Raw genomic sequence first — 18,001 nt, forward strand, 5'->3', positions numbered from 1 at the left:
GGGTACCTGCTGAACTGTCCTGACCTGCGTGAATCCCTTCCCGGAGGGAGATAGGTCACATCCTGGGGGAGATTGGATCACAAAACGGCCCGGAACCCAGGCGGTTCAAGGGTTCCGGGCCGATGTATGACTCTGGGTTCCCGTACGGCTACGGGAGGTTGGTCAGCTCAGCCGCTCGATGACCATCGCCATGCCCTGGCCGCCGCCGACGCACATCGTCTCCAGTCCGAACTGCTTGTCGTGGAACTGGAGGGAGTTGATGAGCGTGCCGGTGATACGGGCGCCGGTCATGCCGAAGGGGTGGCCGACGGCGATGGCGCCGCCGTTGACGTTCAGCCTGTCGAGGTCGATGCCGAGTTCGCGGTAGGAGGGGATCACCTGGGCGGCGAACGCCTCGTTGATCTCGACCAGGTCGATGTCGTCGATGGTCAGGCCGGCCCGGCGCAGGGCCTGCTGGGACGCCTCGACCGGGCCGAGGCCCATGATCTCGGGGGAGAGTCCGGAGACGCCGGTCGACACGATGCGGGCCAGGGGCGTGAGGCCGAGCTCGCGCGCCTTCGTGTCGCTCATGACGACGACCGCGGCGGCGCCGTCGTTCAGCGGGCAGCAGTTGGCGGCGGTGACCAGGCCGTCGGGGCGGAAGACCGGCTTGAGGCCCGCCACGCCCTCCAGGGTGACGCCGGCGCGCGGGCCGTCGTCCTTGGAGACGACCGTGCCGTCCGGGAGGGTGACCGGGGTGATCTCGCGCTCCCAGAAGCCGTTCTTGAGGGCTTCCTCGGCGAGGTTCTGGGAGCGGACGCCGAACTCGTCCATGTCCTGGCGGGTGATGCCCTTGGCGCGGGCGAGGTTCTCGGCGGTCTGCCCCATCAAGATGTACGCGTCGGGGATGAGCCCGTCCTCGCGCGGGTCGTGCCAGGTGGTGCCCTCCTGCGCGGCGACGGCGACGGTACGGGCCTCGGCCTCGGCGAACAGCGGGTTGTGCGTGCCCGGCATGTCGGAGGTGCCGTTGCCGTAGCGGGAGACCGTCTCGACACCGGCCGAGATGAAGACGTCGCCCTCGCCGGCCTTGATGGCGTGCAGGGCCATGCGGCTCGTCTGCAGCGAGGAGGAACAGTAACGGGTGATCGTGCAGCCGGGCAGGTGGTCCATGCCCATCTGTACGGCGACGATCCTGCCGAGGTTGTGGCCCTGCTCGCCGCCGGGCAGACCGCAGCCGAGCATCAGATCGTCGATGTCCCTCGGGTCCAGCTCGGGGACCTTGGCGAGGGCCGCCTGGATGATCGTGGCGGTCAGGTCGTCCGGGCGCAGGTCCTTGAGGGAGCCCTTGCCGGCGCGGCCGATGGGGGAGCGGGCGGTCGAGACGATCACGGCTTCGGGCATCACGGCTCCAGACAAGAGGCGGCACGGCTGTCTGGGAAGTTACCCGTACGTATGGTCAGGGTCACGCCTTGGGCGGTGTGACCCTGACCGCAATTTACTAAGCGCTTGCTTGGGTCTCCGGTTCGGTCGCGGCGACCCGCCGCCGTCGACGCCGCTTGAGCAGTGCCCACCGCCCCTTCGGGCCGGTCGACACGGCCGCGACCTCCGTGCCGGCCTCCGACGCCGCCTCCGCGGCGGCCCGCGCGACCGGCAGGAAGCCCTCCCGGCGGGAGGCGTCCGGGCGCTCCTCGTCGGCCGGCCACAGACCCAGCGCCGCGCACACCGACGGCAGCACGGCCATCGCCGCGGTGGCGTAGCCCTCGGCCGAGGGGTGGTAGTTGTCCGGGCCGAACAGTTCGCGCGGGTTCGCCGCGAACTCGGGGCCCAGCAGGTCGCCCAGCGAGACCGTCCGGCCGCCCTGCTCGACGACGCCGATCGTCTGGGCGGCGGCCAGTTGGCGGGAGGCCCGGCGGGCCAGCCAGCGCAGCGGCTGCTGCACGGGCTCGATCGTGCCCAGGTCGGGACAGGTGCCGACCACCACCTCCGCGCCGGCCGTACGCAGCCGTCGTACCGCCGCCGCCAGATGACGTACCGAACGGGTCGGCGGCATCCGGTGGGTCACGTCGTTCGCGCCGATCATGATCACGCAGACGTCGGGGATCCGGTCCGGGTCCGCCACGGTCAGGGCCACCTGACGGTCCAGGTCGTCGGACTGGGCCCCCGGGGAGGCGACGTTACGCAGTTCCACCGGGCGTTCCGCCACCGCCGCCAGCCCCGACGCCAGCAGCGCGCCGGGCGTCTGCCCGCCCCGGTGGACGCCCTGGCCGGCGGCCGTGGAGTCGCCCAGCATCACCAGACGCAGGGGCGGTTCCCCGGGGACCGTGTAGGAACTGCCGTACCGGCCGTTCGCCTGCGGGACGTGCGGTCTCGCCCCGTTGCCGTTGCCCACCTGGCGCCTGGCGAGCCGCACCTCCGCCAGGAGCAGACCCATGGCCGCCGCGCCGACCAGACCGATACCACCGCCGCCGTACGCGGCACCGGCCGCGATCCGCCGGGCCACCCGCGCCCTCGACATGCTCGTCATGCGTCGCCGCCACCTCCTCGTGTCCGTACATCCACTCCTTGCCCCGTACGGACCGTCGCCCAATCTCGACGGTGAGTGAACGCCCGTCACGGATCGCAGTAAGGCCATAGGCTGGCTCCACCATCACGACCATTTCTTTTGCGGCATCCGGAGACAACGGTGCAATTCCACGACTCGATGATCAGCCTCGTCGGCAACACCCCGCTGCTGAGGCTCAACAGCGTGACCAAGGGCATTCGGGCGACCGTCCTGGCCAAGGTGGAGTACTTCAACCCGGGCGGATCGGTGAAGGACCGCATCGCCCTGCGCATGATCGAGGCCGCGGAGGAGAGCGGTGCGCTCAAGCCCGGCGGCACCATCGTCGAGCCGACCAGCGGAAACACCGGCGTCGGACTCGCGATCGTGGCCCAGCAGAAGGGCTACAAGTGCATCTTCGTGTGCCCCGACAAGGTGAGCACCGACAAGATCAACGTGCTGCGGGCGTACGGCGCCGAGGTCGTCGTCTGCCCGACCGCGGTGGACCCCGAGCACCCCGACTCCTACTACAACGTCTCCGACCGGCTGGTCCGCGAGACGCCGGGAGCGTGGAAGCCGGACCAGTACTCCAACCCGAACAACCCGCTCTCCCACTACCACTCGACCGGCCCTGAGCTGTGGGAGCAGACGGAGGGGCGGATCACCCACTTCGTGGCGGGCGTGGGCACCGGCGGCACCATCTCCGGGACCGGGCGCTACCTGAAGGACGCGAGTGACGGCCGGGTGCAGGTCGTCGGCGCGGACCCCGAGGGCTCCGTCTACTCGGGCGGCTCGGGACGGCCGTACCTCGTCGAGGGCGTCGGTGAGGACTTCTGGCCCACCGCGTACGACCGGACCGTCGCCGACGAGATCGTGCCGGTGTCGGACAAGGACTCCTTCCAGATGACCCGTCGGCTGGCCAAGGAGGAGGGTCTCCTGGTGGGCGGCTCCTGCGGGATGGCCGTCGTCGCCGCGCTGAAGGTCGCCGAGCGGCTCGGCGAGGACGACGTGGTGGTCGTGCTGCTGCCGGACAGCGGGCGCGGCTACCTCAGCAAGATCTTCAACGACGAGTGGATGGCCGACTACGGCTTCCTGGAGGACGAGGGCCCCAGCGCCCGCGTCGCCGACGTCCTCAACGACAAGGTGCACGGCGCCATCCCGTCCCTCGTGCACATGCACCCGGACGAGACCGTCGGCCAGGCCATCGAGGTGCTGCGCGAGTACGGCGTCTCGCAGATGCCGATCGTCAAGCCCGGCGCCGGCCACCCGGACGTGATGGCCGCCGAGGTCGTCGGCTCCGTGGTCGAACGCGAGCTGCTGGACGCCCTGTTCACCCAGCGGGCCTCGCTGGAGGACCCGCTGGAGAAGCACATGTCCGCCCCGCTGCCCCAGGTGGGTTCCGGCGAGCCGGTCGGTGACCTGATGTCCGTACTGGGCACGGCCGACGCGGCGATCGTCCTCGTCGAGGGCAAGCCCACCGGTGTGGTCAGCCGGCAGGACCTGCTGGCCTTCCTCGCCAAGGGCGGGAAGTAGCGGGAAACGTCCGGTGAACCGCCGGTGTCCACGGGGAACTTGCGGTTCTCCGGGCCGAAGGGCGGACTTCGCGGAAGTGGTACGAGCGTGTCACGTCCGCGCAGCACGCGCTTAACACGGGTCCGGCACATTAGTGGGTGTCGGCAGGGCGGGAGCGGCTCCCCGCTCCGGCCGGCAACCGAACGGCGTCACGGACAACCGGAGCGGCTCCCGGACCTCCATCGACGCCACGGACGCGCAAGCCCGGCCTGACCGGCCCGCGTCCCTCGCGGGGACCGCCGTCGTCCCGCCCCCCGGTAACGGGGGTGCGGCGGTCCCCGCGACAACTCCTGTGGCAGTCCCGCACCTCACGTGAGTGACGCCCAATTCCCCCGCGAAGCCCGGCCGTTTCGCGGTCAGTCCTCCCAGTCACCGTCCTGGGACGATTTCCGCGGCCGCGCCCTGAAGAGCCCAGGGTTGGTGCGGGCGGCCTGGACGGCGTTGACGCCGACGATGCCGATCCAGGCCACGATCAGGCCCGGCAGATGGCCGACACCGCCGCCGATCGCGGACAGCGGGATCGCCAGCACCAGCGAGACGATGCCGAACCCGAAGCGCTCGCCCCAGGAGTCGGTGGCCTTCGGCGACCGGGAGCCCCGGGCCGCCACCATCTGCTGCTCGGCGAGATGCCTGCGCAGCCGGCGCTCCACCGCGCCGTCGATGCGCTGGTCGACCTTCTCCAGGAACGAGTCGACCAGCGCGGACTCGTACTCCACGCCCAGCTCCCTGCGTGCCTGCAGGGTGGCGTCGAGTTCCTTCTTGAGTTCGGTGTCCCGCGCGTCCATTCCGGTCATGCGCCTCACGGTAGGCAGCCGCGAAGCCGGCCGCACTGGGGTTAGCCCCCCTGTTCGGACGGGGGTGTCCAACAGGGCTTCGCTCAGGAGATGTCCTTGCCCGGCTGTATAACGACATGCAGAGTTCTCGGCATCTGAATAGGTTGGACGAGCGGGTTGCCGGGAGCTCGCGGTGGGCCGGGTGCGGCAGCTGATCTGGAGGGGGAGCGAGGCATGAGCGGGGACGCGGAGACGGAGACGGGTGCGGCCGCCCGGGGCGCGGGCGCGCCGGGCGCGGCCGGGCCGGACAGCCCCGCCGCACGGCTGCAGGCGCTGTTCGAGGGGCACCGGCTGACGCCGACCCAGCGGCGCATCGCGCACAGCATGGTGCGGCGGGCCGCCGACGTGCCGTTCCTGTCCAGCGTGGAACTGGCCGAGCTGGCGGGGGTCAGCCAGCCGTCGGTGACCCGTTTCGCGGTCGCCCTCGGCTTCGACGGCTACCCCGCCCTGCGCAGGCACCTGCGCGAGGTCGCGCCCACCGAGCAGTCGGCGTCCTCGGCCTCCTACAACGCGTACCAGCAGGCGGTGGAGGCCGAGATCGAGAACCTCCGGCACCTGGCGGAGGTGCTGGCCGACCCACGGCCCGTGCAGCGGGCGGGCCGGCTGCTCGCCGCCTCGCGTCCGCTGCCGGTGCTCGGGCTGCGGGCTGCGGCCTCCCAGGCCTACGGCTTCGCCTACTTCGCCGCCAAGGTCCATCCGGACGTACGGCTGCTCCACGAGGGCGGCACGATGATCCACGACCGGATCGACGCCGCCGTCCGCGCCGGCGCCACCACGCTGCTGTGCTTCGCGCTGCCCCGGCATCCGCGCGAGGTCGTGGACACGCTGGCGTACGCGAAGGAGGCGGGGCTGACCGTGGTCACGGTCGCCGACTCCGCCTTCGCGCCGGTCGCCAAGGTCTCCGACCTCCTGCTGCCCGCCGCCGTCGGCACGGGCCTCGCCTTCGACACCGCCTGCGCCCCGATGCTGCTGGGCCGCGTGCTGCTGGAGGCGATGTGCGACGACCTGCCCGACGCGCAGGCGCGACTGGAGGACTTCGACGCGAAGGCGGCCGGCCGGGGGCTGTTCGTCGAATGAGGGGCGGGCCGCTCCGGGTGGTGCGAGGGCCCGCCCGGTGTGAAGGCTGGAGAAAACCGGCGCGCCGCTCTCAGACTTGTCTCACGTTCGGTCGCTAGTCTGCGCGACCGGAATCGCATGCTGTGGGACGACGAGGAGGCGGACGTGGCACGCGGAGGTCAGGGACTGGCTCGGGTGGCCGTCGTGGTGCGGGCCGGAGCCGCGCCGATGTGGTGGCTCGGGGTGTTCGCGGCGGGTGTCGGCGTACTGGTGCCGGGCGTCACGGGCCGGCGGATCGGGGTGTTGGCGGGGGCCGCCGGGTTCATCCTCGCGGCGGCCGTCGTGGCGTACTGGCGGCGCAAGCGGTACGTCGGCCTCGCCCGCTCGGCGGTCCGCGCCGGGAAGCACGACGTGCTCCAGGACCGTGCCGTGAGCGTGCGCAACTGGCGCCGCGGCCACCGCTGGTGGCTGCTGCTCGCCTTCGCCGCCGCGCTGGGCAGCGCGTTCGCCGTGCCCGCGGCCGGCGGCATGCTGCTCGCGGGCTGCGGTACGGGACTGCGGCTGAAGGCGGCCTGGCTGGGGCGGCTCGAGCGGGCCGAGAGCGCGCTGCTGTGGGTGCGCGTCGACTGGCTCGCCGCGAACGGCGGCCGTCCGGCCGGCAGGACGGTCAAGGCCTGCCGCAGCACGGGTATCGCGGCGGGCGACGCGGCCCCGGGTGGAGCGCGCCGCCGCACCGCGGCTCTCGTCTAGGGCCGGACTCAGACCTCGAGGTCCTCCTCGATCCTCCTGAGCTGGTGGCGGGCCATCGCGAGGTTGGAGCGCTTGGCGTCCAGCACCAGGTAGATGAACAGGCCGTTGCCGCCTCGGCCGCTGATCAGGCGGATCAGGTGGTACTGGTCGGAGAGGGTGATCAGGATGTCCTCGATCTGGCCCTTGAGCCCGAGGTGCTCCATGGTGCGCAGTTTGGCGCGGACCACGTCGGTGTTCCCGGCGGCGGCGACATTGAGGTCGAAGCTCTTGCTGCCGCCCAGGGTGCCCAGCGCCATCCCGCTGGTGTAGTCGACGAGCGCGACGCCGGTGGCGCCCTCGATGGAGGCGAGTGCTTCCTTCAGCGCGGTTTCGGTATTGGCCATGACTCTTTCCTCGGTTCCCTTCAACTTTCGGTGGTGGTGCGGGCCACTGCGGGCGCAGTGGGCGGGTCGGTGGCTTGGGCCGGGGCCCCGGCGGGCTTGGCGCGGGAGGCGCGGGTGGCCCTGGGGCGGGGGGCGGTCGGCTTCGCGGCGGGCTTCACCGGGGCCGCGGGTGCGGCGTCGACGAGCTCGCCGATCCGGGCGCCGGCCCGCCGGCCCTCCAGATGGAGCCGGCCCACGTTCACGCGGTCCTGGGCCAGCAGGGTCAGGACCGCGCCGCGGCCCGCCGCGTACGTCGCGACATAGCCGAACACCCCGCGTACGAGCAGTTCGCGGAAGTCGCCCTGTCCGGTCGCGTCGGCCAGCTGCGCGGCGAGGCCCCGGGCGGACGTGGTGAGCGCGGCCACGCTCTCCGGGTCGACGCCAGGGGTGTCCTGGGCGAGGACGAGACCGCGGGCGTCGGCCGCGAGGGCACCGGTGAGCTGGGGTACGCGGGCTCTGAGACGGCGTAACTCCTCCAGGATGTCGGCCTCCGCTGCCATCAGGTCTCTCCTCTCGGCGCGGGTCCGCTGCTGCTGCCGCTGCCGCTCAAAGGGCCTCCAGCGCATCCCTGAGCCTTTTCAGCAGCGTGATGTGGGGGTCGGTGACATCGGCCGGGATCCCTTCGTACGGGCCGGGTGCCTGTGGTGCGGGGGACGGTTCGGGGAGGGCCGGCGGGCGGGGCGAGACGACGCCGGCCGCCGCCAGCCGCCGTACGTCCACCAGCGTGTGGAAGGCCGGGCGGCCCAGGTCCCGCGCGATGTCGGTCGCCGTGCGTACCTCGTCCAGTTCGGCCAGGACCGCCCGCTGGCGGGCCGTGGGCTTCGGGGGCGCGGCGCGGTGCGCCCGGACCAGCGGGGCCTCGTCGGTCGCCGGGTCGGGCCAGATGCGGTGCAGCAGGTCCCGGCGGCGCAGCGTCTCGCGCTCCAGGGCGGCCACCGGCACAGGGCACTCGCATCCGGGGCCCGGCTTCGGTTCGCTCTCGCCGTCCGCCTCGGTGCCGTAGCGGAAGCGGCCGGGCGTGCTGCTGGGGGAGAGGGCGAAGTACGCGGCGTCGTACAGCGCGGTCAGCTGGCACACCTCCAGCGCGCCCCGGGTGAGGTGCCCGCCGTCGACCAGCAGGTGGCCTGCGCGGTGCCGGTCGCCGGTCTCGGTCAGCGCCTGTCGCCAGGTGTCGCCGTCGAGGGTGCCGCGCGCGGTGAGCAGGACGTCCAGGCCGGGGGCTGACGGGCTGTCGGCGTGCACCACCCGCCCCTCGGCGAGATGGAGCGTGCCGCGTTCGCGGATGAGGACGCCGGTGGCCCGCTCCGCGGCGAGCCGGGTCAGCATCGGCGAGACGCCGCCCCAGCCCCGGTCCCGGGCCGCCGCCTTGTCCCGCACCGGCAGCCGGGGCGGCGGGGTGGTCTGCACGGCCGTCATCCCAGCACCAGCCGACCGGCCATCTCGCCGAGCCGTATGCGGGCCAGCGCGAGGTTGCCCTCCGCGCGGGCCAGCCACAGGTGGAGGCACACACTGCTGTCGAAGGACGTCCGCACGAACCGCAGCACGTGATAGCTGTCCCGGTTGCTGATGATCAGGTCCTCGACGGGCGGGCCGGCCTCCTCGCCGGTGCCGTCCCCGGCGTCGCCGTCCGGGGCGAAGGCCTGCTGCTCGGCGGCGAGCCGGGCGAGCTCCGCGGCCTCCACCGCGGCCGTCTCCTGGTCGCCGCCCGGGGACTCCCCGACGACGCCCAGGGCCAGCCCGCTCGTCCAGTCGACCAGCGCGGCGCCCCGGGCACCGGGCAATCGCATGGCTTCCAGCAGGCACTCGTCGATTCCGGGCACCGTGGCTTTCCTCCCCCTGAGGTTCGGCTGAGTGACGCCGAAGCTACGCAACGTGTGCGTGAGGGGTGAGGGTTCTGGCATTTTCCGGTGGAACATGCGACGAGTGACTAAGGTGGGTCAACTGACCCCGTTTCCCCATCAGTTGATCAGCACTCCCACCGGCGTGCGTCAATGGCGCCCGGGTGCGCGGAGGACGGTGAGCGCGCCGGCGTGTGCCCCTCCCGACTCGGCCACGATGTCCTCCACGGTCTGCTGCTCGCGCACGGTCGCGAAGGCCGTGCCCCCGCGCCCGTCCGGCGCGAAGCCGTAAATCGCGGGCCGGGCGAGGGAGTTGTACGCGTAGTGGTGCGCGAAGTAGTAGGCCCCCGTGTCCAGCGCGGCCGCGTAGTCGCCCTGTTCGAGGAGCGGCAGCGGGCAGCCCTGGGCGAGCAGGTCGCCCGCGAAGCAGGCGGGCCCGGCCACGTCCTGCACCACCTCGGGGCCCTCCTTCGGCCGCCCCTTGCCGTCGTAGGCGGCGATCCTGAGCGGCCACGCCCCCGGCGCGTACACCGTCCGCGTCGCCACCTGCACGCCCGCGTGCGTCACCGCGACCGGCCGCCCGCCCGCGCTCTTGGCGTACTCGACCCGCGCCACCACCGTCCCGTGCTTCGCCAGCAGTGACCGTCCGAACTCGGTCACCAGCCCGTACCGTCCGTCGAACAGTCCCGGTACCGCCTTCTTCAGCGTCTGCGCGTAGTCCGCGTACGTCGGCGTCGTCACGTCCGAGGCGAAGTTCACCGGCAGCCCGCCACCGATGTCGATCGTGTCGATCTGCGGCCGCCCGATCCGACGGTTGATCTCCTCGGCGAGCGCGTACGTCGCCGCCACGCCCTGCGCCATCAGTGACAGCGGAACGCCCTGCGACCCGGTGTGCGCGTGCAGCCGGGACAGCCACGGGCGCTCGGCGTAGGCCCGCACCACCCACTCGCGCGCCCCCTCGTCCCGCAGTGCCACCCCGAACTTCGAGGTCGCCGTCGCGGTGGACAGCGCCTCGATGGACCCGGCCCCCACCTGCGGGTTCACCCGGATTCCGAGGGGAGAGCGACTGGGTGCCGACCGCATGAGCGCGTCGATACGGTCCAGCTCCTGCGGATTGTCGGCGTTCACGGCGATCCCCAGCGCCAGGGCCTCCCTGAGCTCGGCCGGCGTCTTGGCCGGGGAGTCCAGCACGGTCCGGTCCGGCGTCAGACCGGCCGCCCGTGCCAGCGCCAGCTCGCCCGGGCTCGCCACCTCGGCGCCGATGCCCTCCTCCCGCAGCAGCCCCAGCACCGGCACCAGCGGGGTGGCCTTCACCGCGAAGGCGTGCAGGACGGGCGTGCCCGGCGCCGTGACCTCGTCGAAGGCCGCGCGCAGGGCCACGGCCGACTCCCGGATGCCGGTGACGTCGAGAAGGCCGACGAGGGGGGAGCCCGGCCCGAGCAGCCCCCGCTCCACGGCCGCGCGAACCGCCTCGTCCCGGCGGGCGGCCCCGGCGGTCACGGCCCCGGCGGCGCCCTGCGCGCGTCGGTCGTCCCCGTGGCCCGCGACATCCCCCGTCGTGTACTCCACAGCGTCCCCCTCGTCTCGTCGTCCGCCCATGCGTCCAGCGAAACACCCATGCCCCACCCCCGCTGACGGACACCTCTATTGACTAGCTCTATTCAGAAGGTCAGGATGTGAATAACGGCAGCAACAGTCCGCAAGGAGGCAGACCATGTCAGGACCCCGCCCCGTACGAGCGCCGCGCGGTACGGAACTGAGCGCCCTGGGATGGCAGCAGGAAGCCGCCCTGCGGATGCTGCAGAACAACCTCGACCCCGAGGTCGCCGAGCACCCCGACAAGCTCGTCGTCTACGGCGGCACCGGCAAGGCCGCCCGCGACTGGCGCTCCTTCGACGCCATGGTCCGCACGCTGCGCACCCTCAAGCAGGACGAGACGATGCTCGTCCAGTCCGGCCGCCCCGTCGGCGTCATGCAGACCCACGAGTGGGCCCCGCGCGTCCTCATCGCCAACTCCAACCTGGTCGGCGACTGGGCCAACTGGGAGGAGTTCCGCCGCCTGGAGGCCCTCGGCCTCACCATGTACGGCCAGATGACCGCCGGCTCCTGGATCTACATCGGCACCCAGGGCATCCTCCAGGGCACCTACGAGACCTTCGCCGCCGTCGCCGCGAAGAAGTTCGGCGGCTCCCTCGCCGGGACCATCACCCTCACCGCCGGGCTCGGCGGCATGGGCGGTGCCCAGCCGCTCGCCGTCACCATGAACGACGGCGTCGCGATCTGCGTCGACTGCGACCCGCGCGCCATCGAACGCCGTATCGAGCACCGCTATCTCGACGTGAAGGCCGACTCCCTGGAGCACGCCTTCCAGCTGGCCGTCGAGGCCCGTGACGCCCGCCGCCCGCTCTCCGTCGGCCTGCTCGGCAACGCCGCCGAGCTGCTCCCGCGGATGCTCGCCGAGGGCGCCCCCGTCGACATCGTCACCGACCAGACCTCCGCGCACGACCCGCTGGCCTACCTGCCGACGGGCATGGACTTCGAGGACATGGCGTCCGCGGCGGCCAAGGACCCGGCCGGCTTCACCACCCGCGCCCGTGAGTCGATGGCCCGCCACGTCGAGGCGATGGTCGGCTTCATGGACGCCGGCGCCGAGGTCTTCGACTACGGCAACTCGATCCGCGGCGAGGCCCAGCTCGCCGGGTACGACCGGGCGTTCGCCTTCCCCGGCTTCGTCCCCGCCTACATCCGCCCCCTCTTCTGCGAGGGCAAGGGCCCCTTCCGCTGGGCGGCGCTGTCCGGCGACCCGGCCGACATCGCGAAGACCGACAAGGCGATCCTCGACCTCTTCCCCGAGAACGAGTCCCTCGCCCGCTGGATCAAGCTGGCGGGGGAGCGGGTCCACTTCCAGGGCCTGCCCGCCCGGATCTGCTGGCTCGGCTACGGCGAGCGCGACAAGGCCGGCGAGCGGTTCAACGACATGGTCGCGAGCGGCGAGCTGGCGGCACCGCTGGCGATCGGCCGCGACCACCTGGACTGCGGGTCGGTGGCCTCGCCGTACCGCGAGACGGAGGCCATGCTCGACGGCTCGGACGCGATCGCCGACTGGCCGCTGCTGAACGCCATGGTCAACGTGGCGTCGGGCGCCTCCTGGGTCTCCCTCCACCACGGCGGCGGCGTCGGCATGGGACGGTCGATCCACGCCGGGCAGGTGACGGTGGCCGACGGCACCACACTGGCCGGCGAGAAGATCCGCCGCGTGCTGACGAACGACCCCGGCATGGGCGTCATCCGGCACGTGGACGCGGGCTACGACATCGCGGAGTCGGTCGCCGCAGAGCGCGGCGTGCGGGTCCCCATGCGCGAGGGTGACCAGGCGTGACGGTGAGCGAAGGCGGCCACGGCAACTCCGCGGCGGGAGCGCAGGTGTCCTCGCCGACCGCGGCCGGCAGCCTGCCCTCCTTCCAGGAGATGTGGCGCGAGCTGCGCCCCATCGGCCGGCATCCCGACTCCCACGGCTACCGCCGCTACGCCTGGACCGGGGCCGACGCCGAGTGCCGGGCCTGGTTCCGGGGGCAGGCCGAGGCGCGCGGGCTGGCCTACGAGCTCGACCGGAACGGCAACCAGTGGGCCTGGCTCGGGGATCCCGCCGCAGGGGACGCGGTGGTCACCGGGTCCCACCTCGACTCCGTGCCCGACGGCGGGGCCTTCGACGGGCCCCTCGGTGTCGTGTCCTCCTTCGCCGCGCTCGACGAACTCCGGGCCCGGCAGGCGACGTTCACCAGGCCCCTCGCCATCGTCAACTTCGGCGACGAGGAGGGCGCCCGGTTCGGGCTCGCCTGTGTCGGCTCACGGCTCACCGCCGGGCAGCTCACCGCCGAGCAGGCACACCGGCTGACCGACGGGGACGGGGTGACCCTGCCGCGTGCCATGGAGGCCGCCGGGTACGACCCCGACGCCATCGGGCCGGACCCGGAGCGGCTCGCCCGGATCGGAGCGTTCGTCGAGCTGCACGTCGAGCAGGGGCGTGCGCTCGACCTCGGCGGCGACCGCGTCGGCATCGCCAGCGCCATCTGGCCGCACGGACGGTGGCGGTTCGACTTCCGGGGCGAGGCCAACCACGCCGGCACCACCCGGCTGGGCGACCGGCGCGACCCCATGCTGTCCTACGCCGAGACGGTGCTCGCCGCCCGCCGCGAGGCCGAGCTCGCCGGTGCCGTGGCCACCTTCGGCAAGATCGTCGTCGAGCCGAACGGCGTCAACGCCATCCCCTCCCTGGTACGCGGCTGGCTCGACTCCCGCGCCGCCGACCAGGCGAGCCTCGACACGGTCGTCGGCGGCGTCGAGCAGGCCGCCCGCGAGTACGCCGAGGCCCACGGCGTCGACCTCGCCGTCGTCCGGGAGTCCTTCACCCCGGTCGTCGAGTTCGACCACGCCCTGCGCGACGAACTCGCCCGGATCCTGGGCCGGGACGCGGATCTCAAGGTCCCCGTCCTGGGCACCGGAGCCGGACACGACGCCGGAATCCTCTCCGGGACCATCCCGACCGCCATGCTGTTCGTGCGCAACCCCACCGGCGTCTCGCACTCCCCGGCCGAGTACGCGGCGGAGGACGACTGCGTGGCCGGGGTGAGCGCACTCGCCGACGTACTGGAAGGGCTGGCCTGCACGTGACCCACCCCACGCGGACGTACTGGCTGGAGCACGCCTGGCTCGACCACCACGTCGAGCCGGGGGTCGTCGTCGAGGTGGGGGACGGCCGCGTCACCGCCGTCCGCACCGACACGCCCACGCCTCCCCCCGGTGCCGAGACCCTGCGCGGACTGACCCTCCCGGGCCTGGCGAACGCCCACTCGCACGCCTTCCACCGGGCCCTGCGCGGCACCGTCCAGGTCGGCTCCGGCACCTTCTGGACCTGGCGCGAGGTCATGTACTCCGTCGCCGACCGGCTGACCCCGGAGACCTACCACGCCCTGGCCCGCGCGGTGTACGCGGAGATGGCGCTGGCCGGCGTCACGGCCGTCGGCGAGTTCCACTACCTGCACCACGCCCCGGGCGGCACGCCATACGCCGACCCGAACGCGATGGGCGAGGCCCTCCTCGACGCCGCCGCCGAAGCCGGTGTCCGCATCACCCTCCTCGACACCGCCTATCTCTCCTCCGGCTTCGGACAGCCGCCCAACAGGCACCAGCTGCGCTTCTCCGACGGGAGCGCGGACGCCTGGGCAGAACGCTGTTCAGTTCTCAAGGACCGGGATCACGCGAGGATCGGGGCCGCCATCCACTCCGTGCGGGCCGTGCCCGCCGGGCAGTTGGCGACGGTGGCGCGGTGGGCCGAGGAGCGGCGGGCCCCGCTCCATGTGCACCTGTCCGAGCAGACCGCCGAGAACGACGCCTGCCGCGAGGCCCACGGGTGCACCCCGACGCGACTGCTCGCTGACCACGGTGTGCTCGGCCCGCGCACCACCGGCGTGCACAACACGCACCTCACGGACGAGGACATCGCCCTGCTCGGCGGATCGGGCACCGGCACCTGCATGTGCCCCACCACCGAACGCGACCTGGCCGACGGCATCGGACCCGCGGCCGCCCTCCAGAAGGCGGGCTCCCCGCTCTGCCTGGGCTCCGACAGCCATGCCGTCATCGACCTGCTCGAAGAGGCACGCGCGATGGAGCTCGACGAACGCCTGCGCACCCGTACCCGAGGCCACTGGACGGCCGCCGCGCTGCTGCGGGCCGCCTCCGCCGACGGTCACGCGGCCCTCGGCTGGGAGGGGGCCGGCAGCATCGAGCCCGGCGCCCTCGCCGACCTCACGACGATCGCGCTCGACTCGGTCAGAACAGCGGGGCCGCTGCCCAGGCTCGGCGCCGAGACGGCCGTATTCGCGGCGACGGCAGCGGACGTGCGGCACACGATCGTGGGCGGACGGCAGGTCGTCCGCGACGGGGCGCACACGCTCGTACCGGACGTGCCGCAAGCCCTGGCGCGGGCCGTCGAAGCCCTGCGCGCCTGAAGACCTCCGCACCCCGCCCCCACGAGGACACGATGAGCAGCACAGTCATCACCAACATCGCCACGCTGGTCACCAACGACCCCTCCCTACGTGACAGCTCCCCTCTCGGCCTGATCCAGGACGCGGCCGTCGTCATCGACGGCGGCCGTGTCGCGTGGACCGGTGAATCAAGCAAAGCACCCGCCACTGACAACCGGGTCGACGCCGCCGGCCGCGCGGTCCTCCCCGGCTTCGTCGACTCCCACTCCCACCTGGTCTTCGCGGGCGACCGCACCCAGGAGTTCAACGCCCGGATGTCGGGGCGCTCCTACACCGCCGGCGGCATCCGCACGACGGTCGCCGCCACCCGCGCCGCCACCGACGCCGAACTGGAGGCCAACCTCACCCGTTACCTCGCCGAGGCCCTCCGCCAGGGCACGACCACCTTCGAGACCAAGTCCGGCTACGGCCTGACCGTCGCCGACGAGTCCCGCGCCCTGCGCATCGCCGCCGCCCACACCGACGAGGTCACCTACCTCGGCGCCCACATCGTCTCCCCCGACCACGCCGACGACCCCGCCGCGTACGTCGCCCTCGTCACCGGCGAGATGCTCGACGCCTGCGCCCCGTACGCCCGCTGGATCGACGTCTTCTGCGAGAAGGGCGCCTTCGACGGCGACCAGGCCCGGGCCATCCTCACGGCGGGCAGGGCGAAGGGGCTGCACCCGCGCATCCACGCCAACCAGCTGTCCTACGGCCCCGGAGTGCAGCTCGCGGTCGAACTGGACGCGGCCAGCGCCGACCACTGCACGCACCTGACGGACGCGGACGTCGACGCCCTGGCCGCCGGCGACACGGTCGCCACCCTCCTGCCCGGGGCCGAGTTCTCCACCCGCGCCGAGTGGCCCGACGCCCGCCGTCTCCTCGACGCCGGGGTCACGGTCGCCCTCTCCACCGACTGCAACCCGGGCTCGTCCTTCACCTCGTCCGTGCCCTTCTGCATCGCGCTCGCGGTGCGGGACATGGGGATGACGCCGGACGAGGCGGTGTGGTCGGCGACGGCGGGCGGGGCGCGCGCGCTGCGCCGCGACGACGTCGGCCGCCTCACGCCGGGCGCGCACGCCGACCTGACACTCCTCGACGCGCCGAGCCACGTCCATCTGGCCTACCGGCCGGGCGTGCCGCTGGTCAGCGGGGTGTGGCGGCGGGGTGTCCGGGTGGTGTGACGCGCGGCGGGGTGACGCGGCCCGGGAGCGGCAAACCAACAAAACACGACAACTGAGACCCGGCCCGTCCCGGGCCGGGTCTCTCAGTCACCGTCGGCGGCGCTCGCCGTCACTCCTCGACGGTCAGGCCCTTCCGCAGCCGCACCAGCGTCCGCGACAGCAGCCGGGACACGTGCATCTGGGAGATGCCGAGTTCGTCGCCGATCTCGGACTGGGTCATGCCGGCGACGAAGCGCAGGGAGAGGATCGTGCGGTCGCGCGAGGGGAGTTCCGCGATGAGCGGCTTCAGGGACTCGACGTACTCGATGCCTTCGAGCCCGTGGTCCTCGTAGCCGATGCGGTCCGCGAGGGCGCCCTCGGAGTCGTCCTCCTCCGGCTGTGCGTCCAGGGAGGAGGCGGTGTACGCGTTGGACGCGGCCATGCCCTCGACGACCTCGTCGTTGGAGATGCCCAGGCGCTCGGCCAACTCCGTGACCGTGGGCGCGCGGTCGAGCTTCTGGGCCAGCTCGTCGCCGGCCTTCGCCAGGTCGAGCCGGAGCTCCTGCAGCCTGCGCGGTACGCGGACGGACCACGACGTGTCCCGGAAGAAGCGCTTGATCTCGCCCACGATGGTTGGCATCGCGAAGGTGGGGAACTCGACGCCTCGGCTGAGTTCGAAGCGGTCGATCGCCTTGATCAGGCCGATGGTGCCGACCTGGATGATGTCCTCCATCGGCTCGCTGCGGGAGCGGAACCGGGAGGCGGCGAACTTGACCAGGGCGAGGTTGAGTTCGACGAGCGTGTTGCGGACGTAGGAGTACTCGTGGGTGCCTTCCTCGAGCGACGCCAGGCGCGCGAAGAGGGTCTTCGACAGGGCCCGTGCGTCCACCGGCCCCACCTCGTCGTAGGGCGGGATCTCCGGAAGCCCGGCGAGTACGTCGTCCTGCTCGATGGGATTCAGATGTTCCGGGGGGGATGTCGACGTCGCCGGATGGGTATGCGATGCGTCGAGCCGGGGTGACATGATGTCCTCCATCGTTCTCGGCATATGGCTGCCGAAGCCAATTCGTGCACTGCGGTGTGCGGCGCCTCCAAAGCCGGCCGTGTCGGGTACGTGTCTCTACTAGCCCTACCCGGTTTCCTGAGGCCACCGCAAGTGCGTTATGTGCGGTTATGTCCGTTTGTGGATGGTTGTTCGGGTGTCGGAGGGTGTGGAGAAGGCGTAGTGTTCGAGGGCGTCAGCAGCAGCCACGACGTCGGGAGAGAGAGACGGCATGGACCGCGGGACGGTCGGTAGCGCACAGTCGGGCCGACTTCTGGTTGAAGTGCGCGAAGAGGGCTCCAGTGCCGTTGTGACCCCGGCGGGTGAGTTGGATCACCACACCGCCGATCTGTTGCGTGAGCCACTCGAGGAGTGCCTCGCGAAGGGTTTCAGTCGGCTGGTGGTCGACTGCACGCGCCTGGAGTTCTGTGACTCCACCGGGCTGAACGTGCTCCTGGGTGCCCGCCTGAAGGCGGAGGCGGCCGGCGGCGGCGTGCATCTGGCGGGGATGCTGCCGGTGGTGGCGCGGGTCTTCGAGATCACGGGGGCGGATGCGGTCTTCACTGTCCATGACACTGTGGAAGCGGCCCTGGCAGGCGAGACGGGCGAGACCGGCTGAGCCGGTGGACGCCCTCCCGACCATGGTGACCGTGCCTCGCTCGTCCCCCTGTGACCGGCACTTTCGGTTCGTCACGCGTTTCGTGCCGAATACAGGGTGTTCTGCCGGTCGGGTCGGGCAGGAGACTCCCGTACCGAGTGTTCGGTGCCCCGCTGC

17 protein-coding genes are annotated in these 18,001 nt (G+C 72.3%); 8 read left to right on the forward strand and 9 right to left on the reverse strand.

The window, feature by feature from the left end; translation table 11 throughout:
* Positions 1 to 162 precede the first annotated feature (162 nt).
* Together AQJ84_RS20970 and AQJ84_RS20975 are read right to left on the reverse strand one after the other, a co-directional pair.
* On the reverse strand, positions 163 to 1,380 hold the full coding sequence (locus AQJ84_RS20970) for an acetyl-CoA C-acetyltransferase (protein WP_030040934.1): 1,218 nt from the start codon (positions 1,378 to 1,380) through the stop codon (positions 163 to 165).
* A gap of 97 nt (positions 1,381 to 1,477) precedes the next feature.
* On the reverse strand, positions 1,478 to 2,503 hold the full coding sequence (locus AQJ84_RS20975; protein ID WP_030040933.1) for an SGNH/GDSL hydrolase family protein: 1,026 nt from the start codon (positions 2,501 to 2,503) through the stop codon (positions 1,478 to 1,480).
* A gap of 159 nt (positions 2,504 to 2,662) precedes the next feature.
* Here AQJ84_RS20975 and AQJ84_RS20980 point away from each other — a divergent pair, with 159 nt between their 5' ends.
* The gene (locus tag AQJ84_RS20980; RefSeq protein ID WP_030040932.1) at positions 2,663 to 4,051 is read left to right on the forward strand and encodes a cystathionine beta-synthase; all 1,389 of its coding nucleotides are present in this window, start codon (positions 2,663 to 2,665) and stop codon (positions 4,049 to 4,051) included.
* A gap of 395 nt (positions 4,052 to 4,446) precedes the next feature.
* Here AQJ84_RS20980 and AQJ84_RS20985 read toward each other — a convergent pair whose 3' ends face one another.
* On the reverse strand, positions 4,447 to 4,875 hold the full coding sequence (locus tag AQJ84_RS20985; protein ID WP_030040931.1) for a hypothetical protein: 429 nt from the start codon (positions 4,873 to 4,875) through the stop codon (positions 4,447 to 4,449).
* Between the two features lie 222 nt (positions 4,876 to 5,097).
* Here AQJ84_RS20985 and AQJ84_RS20990 point away from each other — a divergent pair, with 222 nt between their 5' ends.
* The gene (locus AQJ84_RS20990) at positions 5,098 to 6,000 is read left to right on the forward strand and encodes a MurR/RpiR family transcriptional regulator (protein ID WP_225889113.1); all 903 of its coding nucleotides are present in this window, start codon (positions 5,098 to 5,100) and stop codon (positions 5,998 to 6,000) included.
* Positions 6,001 to 6,144: 144 nt separating this feature from the next.
* Positions 6,145 to 6,729, forward strand: coding sequence for a hypothetical protein (locus AQJ84_RS20995; RefSeq protein ID WP_107082711.1), 585 nt, complete (start codon positions 6,145 to 6,147; stop codon positions 6,727 to 6,729).
* A gap of 8 nt (positions 6,730 to 6,737) precedes the next feature.
* Here the strand turns inward: AQJ84_RS20995 and AQJ84_RS21000 are convergent, their stop codons facing one another.
* The 5 genes from AQJ84_RS21000 to AQJ84_RS21020 form a co-directional block, all read right to left on the reverse strand.
* Positions 6,738 to 7,112 carry a roadblock/LC7 domain-containing protein gene (locus tag AQJ84_RS21000; protein ID WP_030044401.1) on the reverse strand — a complete coding sequence of 125 codons (375 nt, stop codon included), beginning with the start codon at positions 7,110 to 7,112 and terminating at the stop codon, positions 6,738 to 6,740.
* Positions 7,113 to 7,132: 20 nt separating this feature from the next.
* Positions 7,133 to 7,651, reverse strand: a complete 519-nt coding sequence (locus AQJ84_RS21005; RefSeq protein WP_030044402.1) for a roadblock/LC7 domain-containing protein — start codon at positions 7,649 to 7,651, stop codon at positions 7,133 to 7,135.
* 46 nt (positions 7,652 to 7,697) lie between these two features.
* Positions 7,698 to 8,567: a hypothetical protein gene (locus AQJ84_RS21010; protein ID WP_053191348.1), complete on the reverse strand. Its 870-nt coding sequence runs from the start codon at positions 8,565 to 8,567 to the stop codon at positions 7,698 to 7,700.
* Entirely contained in the window at positions 8,564 to 8,971 is a 408-nt protein-coding gene (locus AQJ84_RS21015; protein WP_030044403.1) for a hypothetical protein, read from the reverse strand. The genes AQJ84_RS21010 and AQJ84_RS21015 overlap by 4 nt, the downstream gene beginning before the upstream one ends.
* 168 nt (positions 8,972 to 9,139) lie before the next feature.
* Positions 9,140 to 10,588 carry a type III PLP-dependent enzyme domain-containing protein gene (locus AQJ84_RS21020; protein WP_078632361.1) on the reverse strand — a complete coding sequence of 483 codons (1,449 nt, stop codon included), beginning with the start codon at positions 10,586 to 10,588 and terminating at the stop codon, positions 9,140 to 9,142.
* A gap of 115 nt (positions 10,589 to 10,703) precedes the next feature.
* Here AQJ84_RS21020 and hutU point away from each other — a divergent pair, with 115 nt between their 5' ends.
* Genes hutU through hutI form a run of 4 tightly spaced genes read left to right on the forward strand, consistent with a single transcriptional unit; the run spans position 10,704 to position 16,205 of the window.
* Positions 10,704 to 12,368: a urocanate hydratase gene (gene hutU, locus AQJ84_RS21025; RefSeq protein ID WP_030044405.1), complete on the forward strand. Its 1,665-nt coding sequence runs from the start codon at positions 10,704 to 10,706 to the stop codon at positions 12,366 to 12,368.
* Positions 12,369 to 12,370: 2 nt separating this feature from the next.
* Positions 12,371 to 13,660 carry an allantoate amidohydrolase gene (locus tag AQJ84_RS21030; RefSeq protein ID WP_374935399.1) on the forward strand — a complete coding sequence of 430 codons (1,290 nt, stop codon included), beginning with the start codon at positions 12,371 to 12,373 and terminating at the stop codon, positions 13,658 to 13,660.
* Complete coding sequence (locus AQJ84_RS21035) at positions 13,657 to 15,000, forward strand: formimidoylglutamate deiminase (RefSeq protein WP_030044407.1); 1,344 nt, start codon at positions 13,657 to 13,659, stop codon at positions 14,998 to 15,000. Before AQJ84_RS21030 ends, AQJ84_RS21035 begins: the two co-directional genes overlap by 4 nt.
* A 32-nt stretch (positions 15,001 to 15,032) precedes the next feature.
* Positions 15,033 to 16,205, forward strand: coding sequence for an imidazolonepropionase (gene hutI / locus AQJ84_RS21040; protein ID WP_030044408.1), 1,173 nt, complete (start codon positions 15,033 to 15,035; stop codon positions 16,203 to 16,205).
* Positions 16,206 to 16,314: 109 nt separating this feature from the next.
* On the opposite strand, the gene AQJ84_RS21045 is transcribed toward hutI, so the two are convergent.
* Positions 16,315 to 17,208, reverse strand: a complete 894-nt coding sequence (locus AQJ84_RS21045) for an RNA polymerase sigma factor SigF (RefSeq protein ID WP_107082712.1) — start codon at positions 17,206 to 17,208, stop codon at positions 16,315 to 16,317.
* A gap of 250 nt (positions 17,209 to 17,458) precedes the next feature.
* Between AQJ84_RS21045 and AQJ84_RS21050 the strand changes: the two genes are divergently transcribed.
* Entirely contained in the window at positions 17,459 to 17,845 is a 387-nt protein-coding gene (locus AQJ84_RS21050; protein WP_030044411.1) for an STAS domain-containing protein, read from the forward strand.
* Positions 17,846 to 18,001 lie beyond the last annotated feature (156 nt).

The sequence above is a fragment of the Streptomyces resistomycificus genome (assembly GCF_001514265.1).
GTDB lineage: Bacteria > Actinomycetota > Actinomycetes > Streptomycetales > Streptomycetaceae > Streptomyces > Streptomyces resistomycificus.

Excerpts from the sequence above, each read along its gene's own strand:
- AQJ84_RS21020 (WP_078632361.1), bottom strand. The coding sequence starts at position 10,588 with ATGGGCGGACGACGAGACGAGGGGGACGCTGTGGAGTACACGACGGGG.
- AQJ84_RS20990 (WP_225889113.1), top strand. The coding sequence starts at position 5,098 with ATGAGCGGGGACGCGGAGACGGAGACGGGTGCGGCCGCCCGGGGCGCG.
- AQJ84_RS21045 (WP_107082712.1), bottom strand. The coding sequence starts at position 17,208 with ATGTCACCCCGGCTCGACGCATCGCATACCCATCCGGCGACGTCGACA.
- AQJ84_RS20985 (WP_030040931.1), bottom strand. The coding sequence starts at position 4,875 with ATGGACGCGCGGGACACCGAACTCAAGAAGGAACTCGACGCCACCCTG.
- AQJ84_RS21010 (WP_053191348.1), bottom strand. The coding sequence starts at position 8,567 with ATGACGGCCGTGCAGACCACCCCGCCGCCCCGGCTGCCGGTGCGGGAC.
- AQJ84_RS21000 (WP_030044401.1), bottom strand. The coding sequence starts at position 7,112 with ATGGCCAATACCGAAACCGCGCTGAAGGAAGCACTCGCCTCCATCGAG.
- AQJ84_RS20970 (WP_030040934.1), bottom strand. The coding sequence starts at position 1,380 with ATGCCCGAAGCCGTGATCGTCTCGACCGCCCGCTCCCCCATCGGCCGC.
- AQJ84_RS20975 (WP_030040933.1), bottom strand. The coding sequence starts at position 2,503 with ATGACGAGCATGTCGAGGGCGCGGGTGGCCCGGCGGATCGCGGCCGGT.
- AQJ84_RS21050 (WP_030044411.1), top strand. The coding sequence starts at position 17,459 with ATGGACCGCGGGACGGTCGGTAGCGCACAGTCGGGCCGACTTCTGGTT.
- AQJ84_RS21005 (WP_030044402.1), bottom strand. The coding sequence starts at position 7,651 with ATGGCAGCGGAGGCCGACATCCTGGAGGAGTTACGCCGTCTCAGAGCC.
- hutI (WP_030044408.1), top strand. The coding sequence starts at position 15,033 with ATGAGCAGCACAGTCATCACCAACATCGCCACGCTGGTCACCAACGAC.
- hutU (WP_030044405.1), top strand. The coding sequence starts at position 10,704 with ATGTCAGGACCCCGCCCCGTACGAGCGCCGCGCGGTACGGAACTGAGC.